The organism is Ramlibacter sp. MMS24-I3-19 (assembly GCF_050320135.1).
In the GTDB taxonomy this organism is placed as follows: domain Bacteria; phylum Pseudomonadota; class Gammaproteobacteria; order Burkholderiales; family Burkholderiaceae_C; genus Ramlibacter.
On sequence record NZ_CP190017.1, the window covers coordinates 1870883 to 1892173 of the forward strand.

A 21291-nucleotide genomic window follows, 5' to 3' on the forward strand; every position below is an offset into this window, starting at 1 on the left:
TGCGAGGCATCCATGCGCACCTTCCTCGGCCTCATCGTCGCCCCGTCGCTGGCACTGGCCTGCCAGAGCGCGATGTTCTCGCTGGTCACGCCGTCGTGCTCGGTGCAGACCCGCGTGGGCATGCACGTGGTGGCGGTCGCCGTGCTCGTCATCGACCTGCTGCTCGCGCTGCTCTCGTGGCAGGACTGGTCGATGTACCGCGCGGCTTCGGGCGGCCGCGACGAGAGCACCCAGGGGGCGTCGGAGACCCGGCGATTCCTGGCCGCGTCGGCGACGGCTGTCGCCGCCTTGTCCAGCCTGCTGGTCCTGATGATGTGGTTCGCCGCATGGGCGCTGTCTCCCTGCTCCCCCTGATCCTCGGGCTGCTGCTGCCCGGCGTGGCGGCGGCGCATGTGCCCGGGCCCGTGGCGGCACCGCCGTCGCTGTGGGAATGGAACCTCGCGCCCTGGCTGCTCGCGTTGCTGCTCGGCTCGGGCGTGTTGTATGCGCATGGCATCCGGCGGCTGTGGCGCAGCGCGGGTCGCGGGCGTGGCATCCCCATGACCGCCGTCGTGGCCTTCGCGCTCGGCTGGCTCACGCTGGTGCTGGCGCTCGTCTCGCCGCTCGATCCACTGGGCGGTCGCCTCTTTTCCGCGCACATGGTGCAGCACGAGTTGCTGATGGTGGTGGCTGCGCCGCTGCTCGTGATGGGCCGCCCGCTCGCGGCCTGGACCTGGGCGTTCGAGCCGCCCGTGCGCCAGGCACTGGGCCGCACGGCCCGGACCGCGCCGGTGCAGGCTGTGTGGCAGGTGCTCACGGAACCCATGATCGCCTGGGGCCTGCACGCGGTGGCGCTGTGGTCCTGGCATGTGCCCAGCCTGTTCACCGCCGCGCTGGAGAACGAGGGCCTGCACGTCCTGCAGCACTTCACGTTCTTCGCCAGCGCGCTGTTCTTCTGGTGGGCCGCGCTGGGCCACGATCCGCGGCGCGGCCAGGGCACGGGCCAGGCGATCGCGCTGCTGTTCACGACGATGCTGCACACCGCGGCGCTGGGCGCGCTGCTGAGCCTCGCGCCCACGCCCTGGTACGAGCCGTACATCGCGACCACGAATGCGCTCGGCATCGATCCGGTGGATGACCAGCAGCTCGGCGGACTCGTGATGTGGGTGCCGGCCGGGCTGGCTTATGTGGTCGTCGCGCTTGTGTTGCTGGGGCGGTTGATCACGCGGCAGGGGCGGGAAGGGCGGCCGCGCGTGCATTGAGGGCCAGCCGCGATGGCAGGTTCAGATCGGCCCTGCGGGCGGCTGCGGCATGAGCACGCCCAACTCGGCGTCCAGGCCGCGGTGCAGGTGGAATCGCGGCTGGAACGCGGCGTACAGGTCCAGGTACTGCTCAGCCAGGCGCGACATGAGGAACTGGCGCGTGACGCGGCTGCGCGCCTCGGCGCCGAGCCGACGCTGCAGGTTGCGGTCCCGCAGCAGCGTCACGATGCGATCGGCCGCTTCCTGCACGGAGGAAACCAGGAAGCCACTGACCCCGTCCTCGATCTGGTGAACGATGCCGCCGCAGCGCCCTCCGATGACGGCTGCGCCCTTCCACATCGCTTCCGTGACCGTCAGGCCGAAGCCCTCGCGCAGCGACTTCTGCAGGACCACCGCCGCGCGGCGTTGCAGTGCATTCACGAGGGCGCTGTCCTCCGCCGTGAGGATGATGATGCGATCTTCCTTGTTCGCCAGCAGGGACTCGAACACGGACTGCCCTTCGGGGTCATCCGCGGCGACGTTCCCGAGCAGGACCAGGGTTGCATCCACTTGCCTGCGCGCGATCTTGAATGCCTGGATCACTCCCACCGGGTCTTTCCAGCGATCGAAGCGGGACACCTGGGCCACGATGGGCAGGTCCTGCGGAATGCCGAACTTGCCCAGCCGCTCGTCGATCTGCGCGTCCGTGAGCTCGCAGTTCTTCGGGGCGAAGGGGTCGATGGCCGGCATGAAGAACAGCTGCGGGATCGGCAGCCTGCGCGCGTACTCCGGCAGCGAAAGCACGGTCGCGTCGTATTCCGCGACGAATCCGCTCAGGTACTCCCACGTGCCCGCATGGGGCTGCGACAGGTCGACGTGGCAGCGCCAGATCCAGGGGCCGCAGCGACGGAAGTGCCGCATCAGGGGCAGGGGTTGCGGGTCGTGGACCACCACGAAATCCGACGTGAGGTCCATGCGCATCGCGTTCTGGGCCACCACGCCTTCGTAGACTTCCTTCTTGGAGTCGTCCAGGTCGATATCGGCCCCCTGCAAGGCGTTGTGCAGCTTCTTCGTCACGCTGAAGAAATCGGGGCTGCCCTGGATCAACCGCCAGTCCGCGCGGACGCCCAGCGTCTGCTGCAGCAGGGTGAGCGACGAGAGCAGTTCCGCGACACCGCCGCCATAGAACGTCGAGCTGACATTCACGACGCGAAGACCGGCAAGCCGGCGCGCCTTTCGTTCGATGCGCTCGACGGCCTCGTTCCCGATCAGGTTTGCGTACTGCTCGATGCGGACGGGTCGGAATCGATGGTCCATGCACGGATTGCCGGATCGATGGATGAATGCTCACAGCCTTGACAGTCCGGGCCTGCGCAGCCACAGCCGGCCTCGACTGGACGCCCCAGACTAGGGCGATCTGCCGAGCAGCGCAATGCTTCGCAGGTAAAACGCGCGGCCGAGCTCCGACAACAGCACCTTCCTCTGCTCGACGCTCGACGGGGCCCATGCCATCATCGGCCCATGCCTGCCTACATGCTGCTCATCGTTGAAGACCCCGCCCAGCGCGGCACGCGCACCGAGGCCGAAGGACGCTCGGTGTATGGCCAGATGGTGGACTACGCGGCTCAGCTGAAGGAGCGCGGCGTGCTCAAGGCCGTGGAGTCGCTCAGCTCGCCCAATGAGGGCGCGGCGCGCGTGCAGGTGCGCGGTGGCCAGGCGCGGCTGGTGGATGGGCCGTTCGCCGAAGCCAAGGAGATGGTGGGCGGCTTCTTCCTCGTCGACGTGGCCGACAAGGACGAGGCGGTGATGCTCGCGCGCGAGTGTCCCGCCGCACGCTGGGCCACGGTTGAAGTTCGCGCCGTCGGGCCTTGCTTCACCTGAGCTGCGGCGCCCTGTCCGCGGGTTTGCCCTAGTTCGGCAGGCCGTCGATTTCCGGTCCGCTCCTTCGTCGTGCATCGGAAGGCCCGGTGGGCCTCCACAACTGACCGAAGGAGAACGCCATGGATCCCGTCGTGCATTTCGAACTCCCGTGCGATGACCGCGAGCGCATCGCGCGCTTCTTCACCCAGGCCTTCGGCTGGAAGACGCAGATGCTGGGCCCCGAGATGGGCAACTACGTGGTGGTGACCACGTCCGACAAGGACGGCCGGCCCGACGCGCACCGCGACACCATCGGCGGCGGCTTCTTCACCCGCAGCAAGGACATGCCGGCGCAGTACCCCGGCATCGTGATCGCGGTGGAGGACATCCGCGCCGCCATGCAGCGCGTCACCAACGCCGGCGGCAAGGTGCTCGGCGAACCGATGGACATCCCCGGCGTCGGCGCCTACGTGGCCTTCATGGACACCGAAGGCAACCGCTCCAGCATGCTGCAGCCCTTGCCCGTGGGCCGCTGAAGGCGGTGCCATGCGCTTCATGATCATGGTCCGCGCGAACGCGGACACCGAGGCGGGCGTGTTCCCGCCCGATGTCGACCGGCTGATGGCGGACATGGCCGCCTACCACGAGGAGCTCGCGCGGGCCGGCGTGCTGCTTGACGCGTCGGGCCTGCAGCCCTCCAGCGCGGGATGGCGGGTGCAATGGGACGGCGGGCACCAGCGCGTGGTCGATGGCCCCTACGCGGAAAGCAAGGAGCTGGTGGCTGGCTACACGCTCATCCAGGTGCGCAGCCGCGACGAGGCGCTGGAGTGGTCGCGACGTTTTCCCAACCCGATGGGCGATGGCCGCGCGGCCGAGATCGAGGTGCGGCAGCTCTACGAGCTCGAGGACTTCGAGCAGCGCGCGGTCCACGGCGCCGGGCGCTTCCGCGCTCTCGGGACCTTGTGAGCTTCGCGAGGACCCGGTCACCCGACAACACACAAGGAGGAAACGTTCCCATGGCACGCAAGATCTTCGTCAACCTGCCGATCAAGGACATGGCCCGCTCGCAGGCCTTCTTCAGGGCGCTGGGCTTCTCGTTCAACCCGCAGTTCACCAACGAGCAGGGCGCCTGCATGGTGATCAGCGAGGACATCTACGCGATGCTGCTGGTCGAGCCGTTCTTCCAGACCTTCACGAAGAAGCCCGTGTGGGACGGCAGGACGCGCGAGGTGCTGGTGTGCCTGTCGTGCGACAGCCGCGAGGAAGTGGACGCGCTGGTGAAGAAGGCGCTGGCCGCCGGCGGCACCGCACCCAACGCGCCGCAGGACCACGGCTTCATGTACGGCCACGGCTTCGACGACCTCGATGGCCACGGCTGGGAGCTGATGTGGATGGATCCGGCGGCCGCACCGCCGCACGCCTGAGCGACGTCACGCGCGCATGCACTCGGCGACACACGACGCCATCGCCGCCATCTGGCGCATCGACGCCGCGAAGGTGGTGGCGGTGGTCGCGCGGATGGTGCGCGATGTCGCGCTGGCCGAAGACATCGCGCAGGAGGCGCTGGTCGCCGCGCTGGAACGCTGGCCGCGCGACGGCCTGCCGGACCGCCCCGGCGCGTGGCTGATGACGGTGGCCAGGCACAAGGCGCTGGACCACCTGCGGCGCGCGAAGATGCAGGACGACAAGCACGAGGCCATCGGCCACGAGCTCGAGGCCCGGGAGGCGCTGGTCGTGCCCGACTTCACCGATGCCCTCGACGCCGCGCGGCAGGACGAGATCGGCGACGACCTGCTGCGCCTCATGTTCACTGCCTGCCATCCGGTGCTGCCCACCGATGCGCGCGTGGCCCTCACGCTGCGGCTGCTGGGCGGCCTCACCACGCACGAGATCGCCCGCGCCTACCTCGTGCCCGAGCCCACCATCGCGCAGCGCCTCGTGCGCGCCAAGCAGAAGCTGCGCGACGCGAAGGTGCCGTTCGAATCGCCCCGCGGGCAGGAACTGCAGGACCGCCTGGCCTCGGTGCGCGAGGTCGTGTACCTGGTCTTCAACGAGGGCTACACGGCCACGGCCGGCGACGACTGGATGCGGCCCGCGCTCGCGCAGGAGGCGGTGCGGCTCGCGCGCATGCTGGCCGAGCTCACGCCGCACGAAGCGGAGTCGCACGGCCTGGTCGCACTGCTGGAGCTGCAGTCCTCGCGCATGCATGCGCGCACCGACGCGCAGGGCCGGCCGATCCTGCTGGCCGACCAGGACCGCAGCCGCTGGGACCGGCTGCTGATCCGCCGCGGGCTGGCTGCGCTGGAGCGGGCCGAGGCCATCGCGGGTCCGCGTGGTTCGTACGCGCTGCAGGCGGCCATCGCCGCATGCCATGCACGTGCGGCGACGGCCGAGGCCACCGACTGGCGGCACATCGCCGCGCTGTATGCGCAGCTGAGCCTCGTGGCGCCGTCACCGGTCGTCGATCTCAACCGGGCCGTGGCCGTGGGCATGGCGGAGGGCCCGGCCGCGGGCCTCGCGATCGCCGACACCTTGCTGCGCGACAAGGGCATGGCGCGCTACCACTGGCTGCAGGCCGTGCGCGGCGACCTGCTCGCGAAGCTGGGGCGGGCCGCGGAAGCGCGCGATGCGTTCCTCGCGGCGGCCGAGCAGGCTGGCAATGCGCGGGAGAAGGCGCTGATGGCCGAGCGCGCGGCCGCGCAGGCTCAGCGCCTGCCCGGCGGGCCGGCCAGCGGGCGCTCGGTGTAGCGCGACTTGCGCTTCTTCTTCGCCGGTGCGGGGCCGGGCGGCGGCGCCTTCACGGCCTTCTCGGCCGTGTGCTTGCGGAAGCCCAGGTCCTCTTCGGTCAGGCCGTAGAACGCGATCGCCACCTTGATGCGCGCGATGACTTCCTCGACTTCGCGCCGGCGCACTTCCTCGGCCTGGTGCTTGAGCTGCTCGATCTCGGCCAGCATCTGGCTGTAGGTCTTGCGGGTCACGGGTCCTTCCTTCGGCAACGACGGTCGCAGTATGGCGCAGCCGCGCTGCGGGATGTGACCCCGGGTCGGTGCGGGACAATCGCCGCATGAGCAAGAACGCGCCGGCCGGCCTGACCGAGTTCGAACCCGACTTCGTCACGGGCCTCAAGACCATCTTCGAGGAGCGCATCGTCTTCAACCACCTGCTGGGCCTGAAGATCGCCAGCCTGCGGCCCGACGCGGTCGCGGCCGGCTGGCGATGCGGCCCGAACTGGTGGGCCACTTCACCTTCAACCGGCTGCATGGCGGCGTGGTATCGGCGTGCCTCGACGCGATGGGCGGCCTGGCCTGCATGGCCGCGATCGGCGCGCGCCACATGGACGAGCCACTGCACGCGCGCCTGCAGCGCTTCGGCAAGCTGGGCACCATCGACCTGCGCATCGATTACCTGCGCCCCGCCATCGGCGACCATTTCGACCTGCGCGCCGAGGTGCTGCGGCTGGGCTCGCGCGTGGCGTCGACCCGGATGGAATTTCTCGGCGCCGATGGCAAGCTGCTGTGCACCGGCTCCGCTGCCTACATCGTTTCCTAGACCATGCGACCCATCACCCTCCGAGGAGAACCGCTGGCCCGAGGCGCGCTGCCCGCGGTATGCATTCCGCTGGTGGCGCGCACGGCCGACGCGCTGCTCGCGGAGGCCGCAGCAGCGGCCGCGAAACGTCCCGACCTGCTCGAGTGGCGGGTCGACCACTTCGAGGGCATCGCCGACGGCGTGGCCGTGGCGGGCCTGGCCGTGCGCATCAAGCAGGAAGCGGAAGGACTGCCGATCCTGTTCACCTGCCGGTCCGCGCGCGAGGGCGGGGCGGCCGTGCCGCTGTCCGACGATGGCATCGCCGCCCTGCATGCGCAGGTGGCGGAGTCCGGCGCGGTGGACCTGCTGGACATCGAGATGGCCGCCGATCCGCGCCACGTCGACATCGTGCGCGCCGCCGCGCGCGAGCACGGCCTCGCGCTGGTGCTCTCGTTCCACGACTTCCAGCGCACGCCGCCGCTCGCGGACCTGCTGGCGCGGTTCCGCCGCGCGCACGCGCTGGGCGCCGACGTCGGCAAGGTCGCGGTCATGCCGCAATCACCGGCAGACGTGCTGACGCTGCTGCAGGCCACCTGGCAGGCGAGCGAGGCGTTGCCGATCGCCGTGGCCGGCATGGCGATGGGACCGCTGGGTGCCGTGTCGCGCCTGGGCGGCGGCGCGTTCGGTTCCGCGCTCACCTTCGCGGTGGGGCAGCAGGCGTCGGCACCGGGCCAGTTGCCGATCGACGACCTGCGCGCGGCACTGGCCGCCCTGCAGCGCGCCTCACTGCGGTGAGTCGGGGGTGCGGCTGCGCACCTTGTTCAGCAGTTCCCAGCAGGCGATGAACATCGCCGCGATCACCGGTCCGATCACGAACCCGTTGAGGCCGAACAGGCCGATGCCGCCGACGGTGGCGACCAGGATCACGTAGTCGGGCAGGCTGGTCTCGCGGCCCACCAGGATCGGTCGCACCACGTTGTCGACCAGCCCGATCACCAGCGTGCCCCAGACGACGAGGCCGATGCCGCCCACGATGTCTCCGGTGAACAGCTTGTAGAGCGCCACCGGTCCCCACACGATGGCCGCACCCACCGCGGGCAGCAGCGACAGCAGCGCCATGAAGGCGCCCCAGAGCACGGCGCCGGGCACGTCCAGCCACCAGAACGCCACGCCGCCCAACGCGCCCTGGATCAGCGCAACCACGACGTTGCCCTTGACCGTGGCGCGCACCACCGCGGCGAAGGTGGTGAGCAGCTCGTTGGCCTGTTCGCGGTGCAGCGGGATCGAGCGTTCGACCTGTGCCGACAGCGCCTTGCCGTCGCGCAGCAGGAAGTACAGCACGTACAGCATGATGAAGAACGACACCACGAAGTTCAGCGTGTTCTGGCCGAACCCGAGCAGTGTGGTGGTGATGAACTGGCTGCTGCGCGACAGCAGCTCGCCGACGCGCCTGCCAAGCGCCGGGATGTCGCTGACGCCGAAGCGCTGCAGGACCGACTGCGCCCAGGCGGGCAGGGCATCCAGCACCTGCTGCAGGTAGCGGCCCGGCTGCAGTTCGCCGGTCTTTGTCTTCTGGAACAGCACCGACGCTTCCTGCACGACCGACACGCTGACCAGCGTGAGCGGCACGATGACGATGACCACGATCGACAGCAGCGTGAGCAGCGCGGCCAAGGACGGACTCCGCACCAGGCGGCGGCAGTGCGCATGCATCGGCCAGAACACGATGGCCAGGAACAGCGCCCACAGCACGGCCCCGACCACCGGCCACAGCACCCACGCGAACGCGACCGTGAATCCCACGGCCAGCCACAGCAGCGTCTTGTGCTCCAGCGCCGGCGAGCGCATCGGGTCAAGGGGCGAGGTCATGGGGCGCGAGCCTAGCGATCTTCGATCGGCCGCGGCTTTCCGTTGTCGTCTATCGCCACGTAGGTCAGCGACGCTTCCGTCACCTTCACGTACTCGCCCTGGGAGCGGAAGCGTTCGGCGAACACTTCGATCTGGACGGTGATCGAGGTGCGGCCGATCCGCGTGATCGCGCCGAAGAACGACAGGATGTCGCCCACCCGCACCGGCTGCTTGAAGATGAACTGGTTGACGGCCACCGTCGCCATGCGGCCGTTGACGATGCGCGCCGGGATCACCGAGCCAGCCAGGTCGACCTGCGCCATGACCCAGCCGCCGAAGATGTCGCCGTTGCCGTTGGTGTCGGCGGGCATGGGGATGACCTTGAGCACCAGCTCCTTGTCGCTGGGCGGCGCGGGCCGCGGGCTCTGGATGTCTGACATGGGCACAATCCGTCCTCGTTCAGCCCCGATTGTTGCCGATGCGCCGTTCCGGCGAAGCCGCCTCCACTTCCCACGCTCCCGTTCCCGCTGGCCCGCAGCCGCGCGGCTCCGACTGGGCCACGCTGCGCCGCCTGCTGCCCTACCTGTGGAACTACAAGTGGCGCGTGCTGGCCGCGCTGCTCTTCATGATCGCGGCGAAGCTGGCCAACGTCGGCGTCCCCGTGCTGCTCAAGACGCTCGTCGACGCGATGAGCCTCAAGCCCGGCGACCCCAAGGCCGTGCTGGTGGTGCCCGCGGGCCTGCTGCTCGCCTATGGCCTGCTGCGGCTGTCGACGTCGCTCTTCACCGAACTGCGCGAGCTGGTGTTCGCCAAGGCGACGCAGGGTGCGGCGCGCAGCATCGCGCTGCAGACGTTCGAGCACCTGCACGCGCTCTCGCTGCGCTTCCACCTGGAGCGGCAGACGGGCGGCATGACGCGCGACATCGAGCGCGGCGTGCGCGGCATCGAGTCACTGATCTCGTACTCGCTGTTCTCCATCGTGCCGACGCTGGTGGAGATGACGCTGGTCCTCGGCATCCTGGCGGTGAAGTTCGACGCCTGGTTCGCGTGGATCACCGGGGCCGCGCTCGCGCTGTACATCGCGTACACGGTGAGCGTGACCGAGTGGCGCACCAAGTTCCGCCGCGAGGCCAACGAGTTCGATTCGGCCGCGCACACCAAGGCCATCGACTCGCTGCTGAACTACGAGACCGTCAAGTACTTCAACAACGAGGCGTTCGAGGCGCGTCGCTACGACGACAGCCTGGAGCGGCTGCGCAAGGCGCGGCTGAAGGCGCAGACCACGCTGTCGATGCTGAACACCGGGCAGCAGCTGATCATCGCCATTGGCCTGGTCGCGATGCTGTGGCGCGCCACCGAAGGCGTGGTCGATGGCCGCATGACGCTGGGCGACCTGGTGATGATCAACGCCTTCATGATCCAGCTGTACATCCCGCTGAACTTCCTGGGCGTGCTGTACCGCGAGATCAAGCAGAGCCTCACCGACCTGGACCGGATGTTTGCGCTGATGGAGCGCGAGCGCGAAGTGGCCGACAAGCCGGGCGCGACGGCACTGCTGGTGCGCCCCGCCGAGGCGACGGTGCGCTTCGAGCACGTCACCTTCGGCTACGAGCCCGCGCGCGTGATCCTGCACGACGTGAGCTTCGAGATCCCCGCTGGCCGGACGGTGGCCGTGGTGGGGCCGTCGGGGTCCGGCAAGTCGACGCTGGCGCGGCTGCTGTACCGGTTCTACGACGTCCAGCAGGGCCGCATCACCATCGGCGGCCGCGACATCCGCGAAGTCACGCAGGCCAGCGTGCGCCAGGCCATCGGCATCGTGCCGCAGGACACGGTGCTGTTCAACGACACGGTCGAATACAACATCGCGTACGGCCGCCCCGGGGCCAGCCATGCACTGGTGGAGGAAGCGGCGCGTGCGGCGCGCATCCACGCGTTCATCGCGTCCACGCCCAAGGGCTATCAGACGATGGTCGGCGAACGCGGGCTGAAGCTCTCGGGCGGCGAGAAGCAGCGGGTCGCCATCGCGCGCACGCTGCTGAAGGACCCGCCGATCCTGATCTTCGACGAGGCGACCTCCGCGCTGGATTCGGCCAACGAGCGCGCCATCCAGGCCGAGCTGAAGAGCGCGGCGCAGAACAAGACCACGTTGCTGATCGCGCACCGCCTGTCCACCGTCATCGACGCGCACGAGATCCTGGTGATGGACGCCGGCCGCATCGTCGAGCGCGGCACGCACCTGCAGCTGCTGGCGCGCGAGGGCCGCTATGCGCAGATGTGGCGACTGCAGCAGCAGCAGGGCGCCGAAGCGGCGGCCGAGGCCTGAGCACGCCGATGCTGTCGCTGCTCCTCAAGTGCTCGCTCGGCGCGGTCGCGGTGCTGGTGATCGCGCTCTTGTCCCGCACGCGCAGCTTCTACATCGCCGGCCTGGTGCCGCTGTTCCCCACCTTCGCGCTGATCGCCCATGCGATCGTCGGTGCGGAGCGGGGCGCGGCCAGCCTGCGCACGACGGCGCTGTTCGGGCTCTGGTCGCTGCTGCCGTATGCCGTGTACCTGGCTGCCGTCTACTGGCTCAGCGTGCGCACGACGCTCGTGGCGACGCTGGTTGCGGCGACCGGTGCCTGGTGCGTGGCCGCGCTCGTGCTGTTGCTGGCGTGGACGCGGCTGCATGCCACCGGGGCGTAGCCGCGCAAGTCCTCAAGGAGAGAGCCATGACCGACGTCGAGAAGATCCAGGCCATCCTCGCCCCGCTGCTGCCGGGCCTGCTGGGCATCGAGCTGCGCGAGGCGACGCCCGAGCGCGTGGTCGCCGCGATGCGCGTGCGGCCCGACCTGTGCACCACCGGCGACTCGCTGCACGGCGGTGCCTTCATGGCGTTCGCCGACACGCTGGGCGCCGTGGGAACCTTCCTGAACCTGCCCAGGGGCGCGCGCACGACCACCACCGATTCGTCGACCAAGTTCACGCGCGGCGCGCCGGTCGGATCGACCGTGATCGGCACGTCGACGGCGTTCCATCGTGGCCGCACGACGCAGGTCTGGCAGACCCTGGTGACGACCGAGGACGGCAAGCTGTGCGCGGTGGTCACGCAGACGCAATTGATCATCCCGGCGTCGCCGGCCCCATGAGCGCCGTCCCGCAGGTTCGGCGCGCGGACGTCCGCATCCGGCTCGAGTCGCCCGGCCAGCCCGACGTGCTGGCGCTGATCGAGGACCTGGACGCCTACCAGAAGCCGCTGTACCCGATCGAGAGCTTCCACGGCATCGACCTCGCCGCGCTGTCGAAGCCCAACGTGCTGTTCGCGGTGGCGCGCGATGCGGATGGCGTGGCACTCGGCTGCGGCGCGATGGTGCTCGGCGCGGACCATGGCGAGATCAAGCGGATGTACGCGCGGCCCGAAGCACGCGGCCTGGGCATCGGCCGGCGCGTGCTGGCGTTCCTCGAAGGCGAGGCGCAGGCGCGCGGCTGCAGGCTGTTCCGCCTCGAGACCGGCTACCTGCAGCACGAGGCGCTGCGTCTGTACGAGCGCTGCGGCTACGAGCGCCGCGGGCCGTACGGGGACTACGTCGACGACCCCACCAGCGTGTTCATGGAGAAGCGCGCGGCCTGAGTGCACGGTGGCGTGGCTAGGATGGGCGCAGCACGCCAGCAGGAGACATCGATGCGCATCGCCGGAAGCTGCCACTGCGGAACCATCCGCTTCACGCTCGACTGGTTGCCTGAGCCGACCGTGATCCCGGCCCGTGCCTGCACCTGCAGTTTCTGCACCAAGCACGGCGGCGTGTGGACGTCCTGCCCCACGGGCTCGCTGCGCGTGGAGATCGCCGATCCCGCACGAGCGCGCCGCTACGCGTTCGGGACGAAGACCGCGGACTTCCACGTGTGCACGGTGTGCGGCGTGGTGCCGGTGGTCACCAGCCGCATCGACGGCCGCGATTACGCGGTGGTGAGCGTCAACGCCATCGATGGCGTGGACCCTGCGCTGCTGCAGCGCGCGCCGGTGTCGTTCGATGGCGAGGGAGAAGGCGACCGGCTGGCGCGCCGGCAGCGCAACTGGATCGCGGACGTCCGCTTCGAGACGGCGGCGTGACGCCGCACGCGCTCAGGCCGAAGGCGACAACGTCGTCGGCTTGGGGTCGGCGATCTGGCCCGGATAGTCGCGGCTGAAATGCAGTCCGCGGCTCTCGTGCCGCGCCTGCGCCGAGCGCACGATCAGGTCGGCCACGGTCACCAGGTTGCGCAGTTCCAGCAGGTCGCGGCTGATGTGGAAGTTGGCGTAGAACTCCTGGATCTCGCCCTGCAGCAGCCGGATGCGGTGCGCCGCGCGCTCCAGCCGCTTGTTGGTGCGGACGATGCCCACGTAGTCCCACATGAAGCGGCGCAGTTCGTCCCAGTTGTGCGAGATCACCACCGATTCATCGGGGTCGGTCACCTGGCTTGCGTCCCAGGCCGGCAACTGCGGCACCGCGGGCTGCGGCGTGGCTTTGATGTCCTGTGCCGCCGAGCGCGCGAACACCATGCATTCCACCAGCGAGTTGCTGGCCAGCCGGTTGGCGCCGTGCAGGCCCGTGTACGCCGTCTCGCCGATGGCGTGCAGGCCCGGCAGGTCGGTGCGGCCGGACAGGTCGGTGTGGATGCCGCCGCAGGTGTAGTGCGCGGCCGGCACCACCGGGATCGGCTGCTTCGTGATGTCGATGCCCAGCTCCAGGCAGCGCGCGTGGATGGTGGGGAAGTGCTCGAGGATGAAGGGCGCCGGCAGGTGCGAGATGTCGAGGTACACGCAGTCGAGCCCGTGCTTCTTCATCTCGAAGTCGATGGCGCGGGCCACGATGTCGCGCGGCGCGAGTTCGGCGCGCTTGTCGTGCTGCGGCATGAAGCGCGTGCCGTCGGGCAGCAGCAGCCGGCCGCCTTCGCCACGCAGCGCCTCGCTGATCAGGAAGCTCTTGACGTTGGGGTGGTACAGGCAGGTCGGGTGGAACTGGATGAACTCCATGTTCGTCACCCGGCAGCCCGCGCGCCACGCCGCCGCGATGCCGTCGCCGGTGGCCGTGTCCGGGTTGGTGGTGTACAGGTACACCTTGCCCGCGCCGCCGGTGGCCAGGATGGTGTGCGGCGCGCGGAAGGTGACGACTTCGTCGGTGCGATCGTCCAGCGCATACAGGCCCAGGCAGCGCTGCGGCTGCTGGCCGACGCGGCGGCTGGTGACCAGGTCGACCAGGGTGTGGTGCTCGAACAGCTGGATGTTGGGCGTGTGGCGCACGTGCTCGATCAACGTGCGCTGCACCGCGGCGCCGGTGGCGTCGGTGACGTGCACGATGCGGCGCGCGCTGTGGCCACCCTCGCGCGTCAGGTGGAGCTGGCCGTCCTCCTGCGAGAACGGCACGCCCAGCTGGCGCAGCCACGCGATGCTCTCCGGTGCGTGCTCCACCACGAAGCGCGTGGCGGTGGGATCCGAGAGGCCGGCGCCCGCGACCAACGTGTCGTCCACGTGCGAGTCGAAGCTGTCGCTGCGGTCCATCACCGCCGCGATGCCGCCCTGCGCCCAGCCGCTGGAGCCGTCGGACAGCGCGCGCTTGGTGATCACCGCCACGCGGTGCGTGGGCGCCAGGTGCATGGCGGCGGACAGGCCGGCGAGGCCGCTGCCGACGATGACGACGTCGAAGTCGAGAGTGCTCATGAGTCCGTCTTGAAAAGGATTCAACGCAGATCAAGCGCAAACAACGCAGAAGAGACCCTGGAGCAATTCATTGGATCCTTCTGCGTCTTCTGCGCTCTTCTGCGTCCTCTGCGTTTGGGAGTTCGCCTTCAGGCAGGCTGGTAAGCCAGTCGCACGTAGATGGGCGCGAAGGCTTCGGCCTGCGTCACCTCGACCAGCGTTTCCTTGGCGAGTTCCAGCATGGCGACGAAGGTGACGACGAGCACCGGGACGCCACGCGAAGTGTCGAACAGCTGCTCGAACTCGATGAACTTGCGCCCCTGCAGCTTGCGCAGGACGATGCTCATGTGCTCGCGCACCGACAGTTCCTCGCGCGAGATCTTGTGGTGCTGCACCAGCTTGGCCCGGCGCAGGATGTCGCGCCAGGCTTCCTGCAGGTCGACCACGTGCACGTCGGGAAAGCGCGGCTGCAGCGACTGCTCGATGAACACCTGCGCGCGCAGCACGTCGCGGCCCACCTGCGGCACCGCGTTCAGGCGCGCGGCGGCAAGCTTCATCTGCTCGTATTCCAGCAGGCGGCGCACCAGCTCGGCCCGCGGGTCCTCGGCTTCCTCGCCTTCCGCTGTCTTCTTGGGCGGCAGCAGCATGCGCGACTTGATCTCGATCAGCATCGCGGCCATCAGCAGGTACTCGGCGGCGAGTTCGAGGTTGCGGCTGCGGATCTCGTCGACGTACGTCAGGTACTGGCGGGTGACCGCCGCCATCGGGATGTCGAGGATGTTGAAGTTCTGCTTGCGGATCAGGTACAGCAGCAGGTCCAACGGGCCTTCGAACGCCTCGAGGAAGATCTCCAGCGCGTCGGGCGGGATGTACAGGTCGGTGGGCATGGCGAACAGCGGTTCGCCATAGAGCCGGGCCAGCGCCACCTGGTCCACCACGTCGGGCATGCCCGGCACCTCGGGCGCCGGCGGCTCCGGCAGCAGGGCCTCGGTGCTGTCGGTCACGTCAGCCCTTGGCGGAGCCGTCGTTGCCGGAGCCGTAGACGTAGGGCTTCTGCGGCACGCGGGCCTGCTTCCACTCGCCGATGGCCTCGCGGTCGAGGTGCTTGTCCCACCAGAGGGCCCGGCCCGCGCGCTGCTGGGCCTCGATGTCTGGGCGTTGGGCCTTCAGCTCGTCGATGAACTGGGTGACGTCCGACCTGTAGTCGGGACGGCGGAAGATGCGGAGCAGGAAGGACATGGGGGAGACTGCCTGGGTGAACAAGACATTTTATCCGGGGTGGCGCATGCGGCTCGGTGGTTTGTGCGTGGTGGTGTCGGCGCTGCTGGGCGGATGCGATCGCGATCGCATCGGCAAGCTGCAGGAAGGCGTGTCCACCGAGGCCGACGTGCGCGCGGCCTTCGGCCAGCCCGAGAACGTCTGGGACGAACCCGGTGGCGCCCGCACGCTGGAATACAACCGCAACCCCGAGGGCCGGCAGAACTACATGGTGACGGTCGGCCCGGACGGGAAGATGACCTCGCTGCGGCAGGTGCTCACGCCGGCCACCTTCGAGCGCATCCAGCCCGGCATGCCGATGGAGCAGGTGCGCCGCATGCTGGGCAAGCCGGCGAAGAAGACGCCGTACGCGTTGCAGGCGCAGGAGGCCTGGGACTGGCGCTGGCTGCAGCCGCCGAACGTGCCGATGGTGTTCACGGTCTGGTTCGACCGCGACCTGCACGTGCAGCGCACGACGACCGGTCCCGATCCTGACGCGCCGGAAAACAAGGGCGGCGGCGGGAAGTAGCCCTCACGTGGCCACCTCGGGCGAGGCCTGGTGCGCCTGCAGTTCGGCCAGGAAGCCGGCGCGCTGCAGCACCTGGCGCGGATCGTCCTGCAGGTTGTCCAGCCGCAGGGTGCCGCCGCGCAGGAGGATCACCTTGTGCAGCTGGCGCAGCGCGTCGAGGCCCGAGGTGTCCAGGTGCACCAGCTGCAGCGCGTCCAGCACCACCAGCGGTGCCGGCGGGCCGTCCTCCACTGCCTGCACCACGGTGTCGATGCGAGCCACCGCGCCGAAGAACAGCGAGCCGTACAGCCGGAACCGCAACTCGGTGCCGCACTGCCCCACCGCCTCGACCTGGAACAGGCTGCTCATGCGGCGGATGAAGAGGGCGCAGGCGCTCACCAGGCCGACCTGCACGGCGACCGTGAGGTCGAACACCACGGTGAGCAGGAAGGTGCCGAGCATCAGCAACCGGTAGTGGACGCTGTAGTGGTGCAGCCGCGCGAACTCGCGCCACTCGCCCATGTTCCAGGCGGTGAACAGCAGGATGCCGGCCAGCACCGCCAGCGGGACGTTCAGCGCCAGCGGTGCGGCCGCCAGCACCACCACGGCCAGCGTGATCGCGTGCACCACGCCGGCCACCGGCGTGGTGGCCCCGGCCCGCACGTTGGTCACCGTGCGGGCGATGGTGCCCGTGGCCGGCATGCCGCCGAAGAAGGGCACGACGAGGTTCGCCACGCCCTGCGCCATCAGCTCCTGGTTCGGGTCGTGCCGCCGAAGCCCGCTCACCTGGTCGGCGACGCGCGCGCACAGCAGCGATTCGATGGCCCCCAGCAGCGCGATCGTGATGGTGGGCGTGAGCAGCAGCTTGGCCGTGGACCAGGAGAAAGCGGGCGGCGCGAACGCGGGCAGCCCCTGCGGGATGCCGCCGAAGCGGGTGCCCAGCGTCTCGACCGGCAACTTGAACCAGGTCGAGAGCGCCGTGAGCGTGACCAGCGCCACGATCGGCCCCGGAACCCTGGCGCCCACCTGCGAGGCACTGCGCATGCCGGGGATGTCGAGCTGCTGCACGGGCGACTCGGCATGCCAGAGTCGCGGCCAGGCGAACAGGCCCAGCACGCAGGCCGAGCACAGCCCGAAGGCCGCGGGCGTGAACGTGCCCGCGTTCGCCGCCAGCACCTGCAGCTGCGCGAAGAAGTCCGCCGGCATCTTTGCGACCCGCAGTCCCAGCGCGTCCTTCAGCTGCGAGACGGCGATCAGCACGGCGATCCCGTTGGTGAAGCCGATGACGATGCTCACCGGCACGTAGCGCACCAGCGACCCCAGCCGGAGGAGGCCGAGCAGGAACAGCAGGATCCCGGCGGCGCTGGTCGCGATCAGCAGGTTGGCCAGGCCATGGCGCTCGAGGATGCCGTAGACGATGACGATGAAGGCGCCGGCCGGCCCGCCGATCTGGACGTTGGACCCGCCCAGCAGCGCGATCAGCGCGCCGGCAAGGATGGCGGTCCACAGTCCGGCTTCCGGCTTCAGGCCGGATGCGATCGCGAAGGCCATGGCGAGCGGCAGGGCCACGATGCCGACGGTGGCGCCGGCACCCAGGTCGCGCAGGAAGCGGTCGCGGTCGTAGCCGGCGAGCGCGTCCAGCAGGCGCGGGCGGAAGGTGAAGGACAGCAAGCGGGTCTCCCGAAGTGGACGGAACGCGAGGGTTCAGTCCAGCTCCGGGGGACCGCAGTGGTGCAGGCGGGTGATGAAGCGCCGCCGCCGCGACAGCGGCAGGAGGACCGGCGGGGCAGGCGGCAAGGCCATCGGCGGAGTGTACGGCCGCGCCCTGCCGAGGCCGGGTTACTTGTCGCCGCTGTCGGGAATCACCGCATCGGCGGCGGCACCCACCACCTTGCCGGCGATGCGCGCGGTGCCGATGGCCGCGTCAGCAGCCAGGCCCACGCCCGAGACGGCGAGGCCGGCCGCGGTGTCCACCGCGGCAACGACGGCGCAGCCGCCCAGCGGCGCAACGCAGGCTGCGAGAAGACAGGCGGTGGCGACGGGGCGACATGGCAGGTGCAGGCGAAAGGGCATGGGCAAAGCTCTGGATGAGCCGGTCCATTCTATGGATGAGCCGCGCCCCGTCATGTAACGGGGCGTCAGCAGTGTTGGGTGCACGCGTCGCGCGCGGGCCTTAGCGCACGCGCATGCCCGGCTGCGCGCCGGGGAGGGCTCGAGCACGTAGATGCCCTTGTCCGCCTTGCCGTCGGCGTGGCTGGCGGCCAGCACCATGCCCTCGCTCACACCGAACTTCATCTTTCGCGGGGCCAGGTTGGCGACCAGCACGGTGAGCTTGCCCACCAGCTGCTCGGGCTTGCATGCGGAGGCAATGCCGGAGAACACGTTGCGCGTCCGGCCCTCGCCCACGTCCAGCGTGAGGCGCAGCAGCTTGGTCGAGCCCTCGACGGCTTCGCAGTTGACGATCTTCGCGATGCGCAGGTCGACCTTGACGAAGTCGTCGATCGTGATTTCGGCGGCGAGAGGCTCGCCACCGGGCTGGCTCCCTTCCGCTCCGGGGAGGGCAGGGATGGACGCGCTTCGCTGCCTGCCGGGGGCTCGAACAACGCATCCACCTGCTTCGGATCAACCCGTTGCATCAGGTGCTTGTACTCGCCGACCACGTGTTCCGCGCCCAGCGGCGTCGCGGCATTCGACCAGTCGAGCGGACCGCTGCGCAGGAACACCTCGGCCTCGGCCGCCAGCGCCGGCAGCACCGGCTTGAGGCACGCGGTCATGACCTTGAAGGACTCCAGGCAGTCGGAGCACACCAGCGCGGCTTCGTCGCCCTTGCCGTCCTTCACCAGCTTCCACGGCGCGGCGCCATCGAAGCGCAGGTTGACCTCGTCGGCGTAGGCCATGATCTCGCGCAGCGCCTTGGCGTACTCGCGGCCTTCGTACAGGTTGCGCACCTCGTCGACCAGCCGCTCGGCCCGGACCTGCGCCGCGGGGAACGGGCCCACCAGCTTGCCCCCGGGCACGAACTTGACGGCGCGGCTGGCGATGTTCACGTACTTGCCGATCAGGTCTGCGTTGACGCGCGCGATGAAGTCGTCGGGATTGAAGTCGACGTCCTCCACCTTGGCATTGAGCTTGGCGGCGATGTAGTAGCGCAGCCACTCGGGGTTCATGCCCAGCGAGAGGTAACGCAGCGGGTCGATGCCGGTGCCGCGGCTCTTGCTCATCTTCTCGCCACTGACGGTGATGAAGCCGTGCACGTTCACCTGGCTGGGCGTCTTGCGCTGCGAGAACTGCAGCATCGCGGGCCAGAACAACGTGTGGAAGTACACGATGTCCTTGCCGATGAAGTGCACCTGCTCGACCTGCGGGTCGGCCACGTACTGCGCGAAGCTGGCGTCGGTGCGCGAGGGCGCATGCCAGTGGTTCTTCGCCTGGCCCTTGTCGAAGTGGTTCTTCAGGCTGGCCAGGTACCCGATCGGCGCGTCGAGCCAGACGTAGAAGTACTTGCCTGGCGCGTCGGGGATCTCGATGCCGAAGTAGGGCGCGTCGCGGCTGATGTCCCAGTCGGCCATGCCGGCCTCGAACCATTCGCTGGCCTTCTTCGCCATTTCGGCCTGCAGCCGGCCGTCTTGCGTCCACGCCTTCAGGAAGTCGACGACCTTGGGGTCGGACAGCTTGAAGAAATAGTGCTCGGAGCTGCGCAGCTCCGGCTTCGCGCCGGTGAGGGTGGAGTAGGGCTCGATCAGCTCGGTGGGCGCGTACACGCTGCTGCACACCTCGCAGCTGTCGCCGTACTGGTCCTTGGCGTGGCACACCGGGCACTCGCCCTTGATGTAGCGGTCGGGCAGGAACATGCCCTTCACCGGGTCGTAGAACTGCTCGATGGTGCGCGTGGTCACCATCCCGTTGGCCTTGAGCACCTTGTAGATGCCTTGCGCGAGCTCGGTGTTCTCGCGGCTGTCGGTCGAATGCCAGTTGTCGAACCGGATGTGGAAGCCGTCGAGGTACTCCTTGCGGCCCGCCGCGATGCCGGCCACGAACTGCTGCGGCGTCACGCCGGCCTTCTCGGCCGCGATCATGATCGGCGCGCCGTGCGCGTCGTCGGCACCCACGAAGTGCACCATGTGCCCGCCCATGCGCTGGTGGCGCACCCAGATGTCGGCCTGGATGTATTCCATGATGTGGCCGATGTGGAACTTGCCGTTGGCGTACGGCAGCGCGGTGGTGACGAATAGCTTGCGCTGGGGCATGGGGGTATCCGGAGGGAACCGCGCATTTTAGGGGGCCGCTACACTGACCGGTTCCTCTCCCGAAGAAGTCGCCGCCATGGCCACCCAAGATCAGTTGCTCGCCGCGCTCGCGGCCGTGAAGGACCCGAACACCGGGTCCGACTTCGTGTCCACCAAGGCCGTGAAGAACCTGCAGGTGAACGGCGGCGACGTCGCGTTCGACGTCGAGCTCGGCTACCCGGCGAAGTCGCAGGTGCCCGCGCTGCGCCAGGCGCTCGTGGCCGCCGCGCGCTCCGTGCCGGGCGTCACCAACGTCTCGGTGAACGTCACCACCAGGGTCATCGCCCATGCCGTGCAGCGCGGCGTGCAGCTGATGCCCAACGTGAAGAACATCATTGCCGTCGCGTCGGGCAAGGGTGGCGTGGGCAAGAGCACCACCGCCGTGAACCTCGCGCTGGCGCTGGCCGCCGAGGGCGCGTCGGTCGGCCTGCTCGATGCCGACATCTATGGGCCGAGCCAGCCGATGATGATGGGCATCGAGGGCCGTCCCGAGAGCGAGGACGGCAAGACGATGGAGCCGCTGGAGAACTACGGCGTGCAGGTCATGTCGATCGGCTTCCTGGTCAATCCCGACGAGGCCATGATCTGGCGCGGCCCGATGGCGACGCAGGCGCTCGAGCAGCTGCTGCGCCAGACCAACTGGCGCGACCTCGATTACCTCGTGGTCGACCTGCCGCCGGGCACCGGCGACATCCAGCTCACGCTGTCGCAGCGCGTGCCGATGACGGGCGCCGTGATCGTCACCACGCCGCAGGACATCGCGCTGCTCGACGCGCGCAAGGCGGTGGCGATGTTCGAGAAGGTGGGCGTGCCCATCCTGGGCCTGGTCGAGAACATGGCCGTGCACGTGTGCAGCAACTGCGGCCATGTGGAACACATCTTCGGCCAGGGCGGCGGCAAGCGCTACGCCGAGGAGCGCGGGCTGCCCTACCTGGGCGCGCTGCCGCTGGACATCGCGATCCGCGAGCAGGCCGACGGCGGCAAGCCCACGGTGGTGGCCGATCCCGACGGCAAGCTGGCCGGCCTGTACAAGGACGTCGCGCGCCAGGTGGCCGTGAAGGTCGCGGCCAAGGCGCGCGACTTCACCGCGAAGTTCCCGACCATCACGGTGTCCAAGGACACCTGAGGAGC

24 protein-coding genes and 2 pseudogenes are annotated in these 21291 nt (G+C 69.3%); 16 read left to right on the forward strand and 10 right to left on the reverse strand.

From position 1 onward, the window contains the following. The first annotated feature begins 12 nt into the window (after positions 1-12). Both ACPWT1_RS09385 and ACPWT1_RS09390 read left to right on the forward strand, forming a co-directional pair. Positions 13-354 carry a hypothetical protein gene (locus ACPWT1_RS09385; protein WP_427915106.1) on the forward strand — a complete coding sequence of 114 codons (342 nt, stop codon included), beginning with the start codon at positions 13-15 and terminating at the stop codon, positions 352-354. After that, a complete protein-coding gene (locus ACPWT1_RS09390) occupies positions 327-1241 on the forward strand; it encodes a cytochrome c oxidase assembly protein (protein WP_427915107.1) in 915 nt (304 codons plus the stop codon). Before ACPWT1_RS09385 ends, ACPWT1_RS09390 begins: the two co-directional genes overlap by 28 nt. A 21-nt stretch (positions 1242-1262) precedes the next feature. Here ACPWT1_RS09390 and ACPWT1_RS09395 read toward each other — a convergent pair whose 3' ends face one another. Further along, positions 1263-2537, reverse strand: coding sequence for a glycosyltransferase (locus tag ACPWT1_RS09395; protein ID WP_427915108.1), 1275 nt, complete (start codon positions 2535-2537; stop codon positions 1263-1265). 204 nt (positions 2538-2741) lie between these two features. Between ACPWT1_RS09395 and ACPWT1_RS09400 the strand changes: the two genes are divergently transcribed. The 5 genes from ACPWT1_RS09400 (at position 2742) to ACPWT1_RS09420 (ending at position 5828) form a co-directional block, all read left to right on the forward strand. Further along, on the forward strand, positions 2742-3101 hold the full coding sequence (locus ACPWT1_RS09400) for a YciI family protein (RefSeq protein WP_427915109.1): 360 nt from the start codon (positions 2742-2744) through the stop codon (positions 3099-3101). A 119-nt stretch (positions 3102-3220) separates the two neighbouring features. Next, positions 3221-3616 carry a VOC family protein gene (locus ACPWT1_RS09405; RefSeq protein WP_427915110.1) on the forward strand — a complete coding sequence of 132 codons (396 nt, stop codon included), beginning with the start codon at positions 3221-3223 and terminating at the stop codon, positions 3614-3616. A 10-nt stretch (positions 3617-3626) separates the two neighbouring features. Beyond that, a complete protein-coding gene (locus tag ACPWT1_RS09410; protein ID WP_427915111.1) occupies positions 3627-4046 on the forward strand; it encodes a YciI family protein in 420 nt (139 codons plus the stop codon). A 50-nt stretch (positions 4047-4096) separates the two neighbouring features. Continuing rightward, a complete protein-coding gene (locus ACPWT1_RS09415) occupies positions 4097-4504 on the forward strand; it encodes a VOC family protein (protein WP_427915112.1) in 408 nt (135 codons plus the stop codon). A 16-nt stretch (positions 4505-4520) separates the two neighbouring features. Beyond that, positions 4521-5828: an RNA polymerase sigma factor gene (locus ACPWT1_RS09420; protein WP_427915113.1), complete on the forward strand. Its 1308-nt coding sequence runs from the start codon at positions 4521-4523 to the stop codon at positions 5826-5828. Here ACPWT1_RS09420 and ACPWT1_RS09425 read toward each other — a convergent pair. Further along, positions 5786-6058: an H-NS histone family protein gene (locus ACPWT1_RS09425; protein WP_427915114.1), complete on the reverse strand. Its 273-nt coding sequence runs from the start codon at positions 6056-6058 to the stop codon at positions 5786-5788. The genes ACPWT1_RS09420 and ACPWT1_RS09425 overlap by 43 nt on opposite strands. An 86-nt stretch (positions 6059-6144) precedes the next feature. Between ACPWT1_RS09425 and ACPWT1_RS09430 the strand changes: the two are divergent. Then, a pseudogene (locus ACPWT1_RS09430) lies at positions 6145-6629 on the forward strand (thioesterase family protein). 3 nt (positions 6630-6632) lie between these two features. Further along, entirely contained in the window at positions 6633-7403 is a 771-nt protein-coding gene (aroD, locus tag ACPWT1_RS09435; RefSeq protein ID WP_427915115.1) for a type I 3-dehydroquinate dehydratase, read from the forward strand. Here the strand turns inward: aroD and ACPWT1_RS09440 are convergent. Together ACPWT1_RS09440 and ACPWT1_RS09445 are read right to left on the reverse strand one after the other, a co-directional pair. Then, positions 7392-8477 carry an AI-2E family transporter gene (locus tag ACPWT1_RS09440; RefSeq protein WP_427915116.1) on the reverse strand — a complete coding sequence of 362 codons (1086 nt, stop codon included), beginning with the start codon at positions 8475-8477 and terminating at the stop codon, positions 7392-7394. The two genes, aroD and ACPWT1_RS09440, sit on opposite strands and share 12 nt — an antisense overlap. Positions 8478-8488: 11 nt before the next feature. Next, positions 8489-8896, reverse strand: coding sequence for an acyl-CoA thioesterase (locus ACPWT1_RS09445; protein WP_427915117.1), 408 nt, complete (start codon positions 8894-8896; stop codon positions 8489-8491). 38 nt (positions 8897-8934) lie between these two features. Between ACPWT1_RS09445 and ACPWT1_RS09450 the strand changes: the two genes are divergently transcribed. The 5 genes from ACPWT1_RS09450 to ACPWT1_RS09470 are packed head-to-tail and all read left to right on the forward strand — an operon-like array spanning position 8935 to position 12543. After that, on the forward strand, positions 8935-10779 hold the full coding sequence (locus tag ACPWT1_RS09450; protein WP_427915118.1) for an ABCB family ABC transporter ATP-binding protein/permease: 1845 nt from the start codon (positions 8935-8937) through the stop codon (positions 10777-10779). A gap of 8 nt (positions 10780-10787) precedes the next feature. Beyond that, complete coding sequence (locus ACPWT1_RS09455; protein ID WP_427915119.1) at positions 10788-11138, forward strand: GlpM family protein; 351 nt, start codon at positions 10788-10790, stop codon at positions 11136-11138. Between the two features lie 26 nt (positions 11139-11164). After that, positions 11165-11581, forward strand: coding sequence for a PaaI family thioesterase (locus ACPWT1_RS09460; protein WP_427915120.1), 417 nt, complete (start codon positions 11165-11167; stop codon positions 11579-11581). Continuing rightward, positions 11578-12063, forward strand: a complete 486-nt coding sequence (locus ACPWT1_RS09465; protein ID WP_427915121.1) for a GNAT family N-acetyltransferase — start codon at positions 11578-11580, stop codon at positions 12061-12063. Before ACPWT1_RS09460 ends, ACPWT1_RS09465 begins: the two co-directional genes overlap by 4 nt. Before the next feature lie 51 nt (positions 12064-12114). Continuing rightward, positions 12115-12543 carry a GFA family protein gene (locus tag ACPWT1_RS09470; protein ID WP_427915122.1) on the forward strand — a complete coding sequence of 143 codons (429 nt, stop codon included), beginning with the start codon at positions 12115-12117 and terminating at the stop codon, positions 12541-12543. 12 nt (positions 12544-12555) lie between these two features. Here ACPWT1_RS09470 and nadB read toward each other — a convergent pair whose 3' ends face one another. The 3 genes from nadB to ACPWT1_RS09485 form a co-directional block, all read right to left on the reverse strand. After that, positions 12556-14130 (reverse strand): L-aspartate oxidase, encoded by a 1575-nt coding sequence (nadB, locus tag ACPWT1_RS09475; protein ID WP_427915123.1) that lies wholly within the window; start codon positions 14128-14130, stop codon positions 12556-12558. A 128-nt stretch (positions 14131-14258) separates the two neighbouring features. Further along, on the reverse strand, positions 14259-15056 hold the full coding sequence (locus ACPWT1_RS09480; RefSeq protein WP_427915530.1) for a segregation and condensation protein A: 798 nt from the start codon (positions 15054-15056) through the stop codon (positions 14259-14261). 58 nt (positions 15057-15114) lie between these two features. Beyond that, on the reverse strand, positions 15115-15348 hold the full coding sequence (locus ACPWT1_RS09485) for a DUF3460 family protein (protein WP_427915124.1): 234 nt from the start codon (positions 15346-15348) through the stop codon (positions 15115-15117). Between the two features lie 46 nt (positions 15349-15394). Here ACPWT1_RS09485 and ACPWT1_RS09490 point away from each other — a divergent pair, with 46 nt between their 5' ends. Further along, positions 15395-15895 carry an outer membrane protein assembly factor BamE gene (locus ACPWT1_RS09490; protein ID WP_427915531.1) on the forward strand — a complete coding sequence of 167 codons (501 nt, stop codon included), beginning with the start codon at positions 15395-15397 and terminating at the stop codon, positions 15893-15895. 3 nt (positions 15896-15898) lie between these two features. On the opposite strand, the gene ACPWT1_RS09495 is transcribed toward ACPWT1_RS09490, so the two are convergent. The 3 genes and pseudogenes from ACPWT1_RS09495 to metG form a co-directional block, all read right to left on the reverse strand. Then, a complete protein-coding gene (locus ACPWT1_RS09495; protein ID WP_427915125.1) occupies positions 15899-17545 on the reverse strand; it encodes a SulP family inorganic anion transporter in 1647 nt (548 codons plus the stop codon). A gap of 168 nt (positions 17546-17713) precedes the next feature. Next, positions 17714-17947: a hypothetical protein gene (locus ACPWT1_RS09500; RefSeq protein ID WP_427915126.1), complete on the reverse strand. Its 234-nt coding sequence runs from the start codon at positions 17945-17947 to the stop codon at positions 17714-17716. Positions 17948-18047: 100 nt separating this feature from the next. Further along, positions 18048-20121 (reverse strand): annotated as a pseudogene (metG, locus tag ACPWT1_RS09505) (methionine--tRNA ligase). 76 nt (positions 20122-20197) lie between these two features. On the opposite strand from metG, the gene apbC reads away from it, so the two are divergent. After that, the gene (apbC, locus tag ACPWT1_RS09510; protein WP_427915127.1) at positions 20198-21286 is read left to right on the forward strand and encodes an iron-sulfur cluster carrier protein ApbC; all 1089 of its coding nucleotides are present in this window, start codon (positions 20198-20200) and stop codon (positions 21284-21286) included. Positions 21287-21291 lie beyond the last annotated feature (5 nt).

What these genes read in the sequence shown, in the direction of transcription:
- ACPWT1_RS09410 (WP_427915111.1), top strand. Translation starts at nt 3,627, where the DNA reads ATGCGCTTCATGATCATGGTCCGCGCGAACGCGGACACCGAGGCGGGC.
- ACPWT1_RS09420 (WP_427915113.1), top strand. Translation starts at nt 4,521, where the DNA reads ATGCACTCGGCGACACACGACGCCATCGCCGCCATCTGGCGCATCGAC.
- ACPWT1_RS09385 (WP_427915106.1), top strand. Translation starts at nt 13, where the DNA reads ATGCGCACCTTCCTCGGCCTCATCGTCGCCCCGTCGCTGGCACTGGCC.
- ACPWT1_RS09445 (WP_427915117.1), bottom strand. Translation starts at nt 8,896, where the DNA reads ATGTCAGACATCCAGAGCCCGCGGCCCGCGCCGCCCAGCGACAAGGAG.
- ACPWT1_RS09490 (WP_427915531.1), top strand. Translation starts at nt 15,395, where the DNA reads ATGCGGCTCGGTGGTTTGTGCGTGGTGGTGTCGGCGCTGCTGGGCGGA.
- ACPWT1_RS09500 (WP_427915126.1), bottom strand. Translation starts at nt 17,947, where the DNA reads ATGCCCTTTCGCCTGCACCTGCCATGTCGCCCCGTCGCCACCGCCTGT.
- ACPWT1_RS09465 (WP_427915121.1), top strand. Translation starts at nt 11,578, where the DNA reads ATGAGCGCCGTCCCGCAGGTTCGGCGCGCGGACGTCCGCATCCGGCTC.
- ACPWT1_RS09470 (WP_427915122.1), top strand. Translation starts at nt 12,115, where the DNA reads ATGCGCATCGCCGGAAGCTGCCACTGCGGAACCATCCGCTTCACGCTC.
- ACPWT1_RS09450 (WP_427915118.1), top strand. Translation starts at nt 8,935, where the DNA reads ATGCGCCGTTCCGGCGAAGCCGCCTCCACTTCCCACGCTCCCGTTCCC.
- ACPWT1_RS09390 (WP_427915107.1), top strand. Translation starts at nt 327, where the DNA reads ATGGGCGCTGTCTCCCTGCTCCCCCTGATCCTCGGGCTGCTGCTGCCC.
- ACPWT1_RS09440 (WP_427915116.1), bottom strand. Translation starts at nt 8,477, where the DNA reads ATGACCTCGCCCCTTGACCCGATGCGCTCGCCGGCGCTGGAGCACAAG.
- aroD (WP_427915115.1), top strand. Translation starts at nt 6,633, where the DNA reads ATGCGACCCATCACCCTCCGAGGAGAACCGCTGGCCCGAGGCGCGCTG.
- ACPWT1_RS09485 (WP_427915124.1), bottom strand. Translation starts at nt 15,348, where the DNA reads ATGTCCTTCCTGCTCCGCATCTTCCGCCGTCCCGACTACAGGTCGGAC.
- apbC (WP_427915127.1), top strand. Translation starts at nt 20,198, where the DNA reads ATGGCCACCCAAGATCAGTTGCTCGCCGCGCTCGCGGCCGTGAAGGAC.
- nadB (WP_427915123.1), bottom strand. Translation starts at nt 14,130, where the DNA reads ATGAGCACTCTCGACTTCGACGTCGTCATCGTCGGCAGCGGCCTCGCC.
- ACPWT1_RS09395 (WP_427915108.1), bottom strand. Translation starts at nt 2,537, where the DNA reads ATGGACCATCGATTCCGACCCGTCCGCATCGAGCAGTACGCAAACCTG.
- ACPWT1_RS09405 (WP_427915110.1), top strand. Translation starts at nt 3,221, where the DNA reads ATGGATCCCGTCGTGCATTTCGAACTCCCGTGCGATGACCGCGAGCGC.
- ACPWT1_RS09455 (WP_427915119.1), top strand. Translation starts at nt 10,788, where the DNA reads ATGCTGTCGCTGCTCCTCAAGTGCTCGCTCGGCGCGGTCGCGGTGCTG.
- ACPWT1_RS09415 (WP_427915112.1), top strand. Translation starts at nt 4,097, where the DNA reads ATGGCACGCAAGATCTTCGTCAACCTGCCGATCAAGGACATGGCCCGC.
- ACPWT1_RS09480 (WP_427915530.1), bottom strand. Translation starts at nt 15,056, where the DNA reads ATGCCCGACGTGGTGGACCAGGTGGCGCTGGCCCGGCTCTATGGCGAA.
- ACPWT1_RS09400 (WP_427915109.1), top strand. Translation starts at nt 2,742, where the DNA reads ATGCCTGCCTACATGCTGCTCATCGTTGAAGACCCCGCCCAGCGCGGC.
- ACPWT1_RS09460 (WP_427915120.1), top strand. Translation starts at nt 11,165, where the DNA reads ATGACCGACGTCGAGAAGATCCAGGCCATCCTCGCCCCGCTGCTGCCG.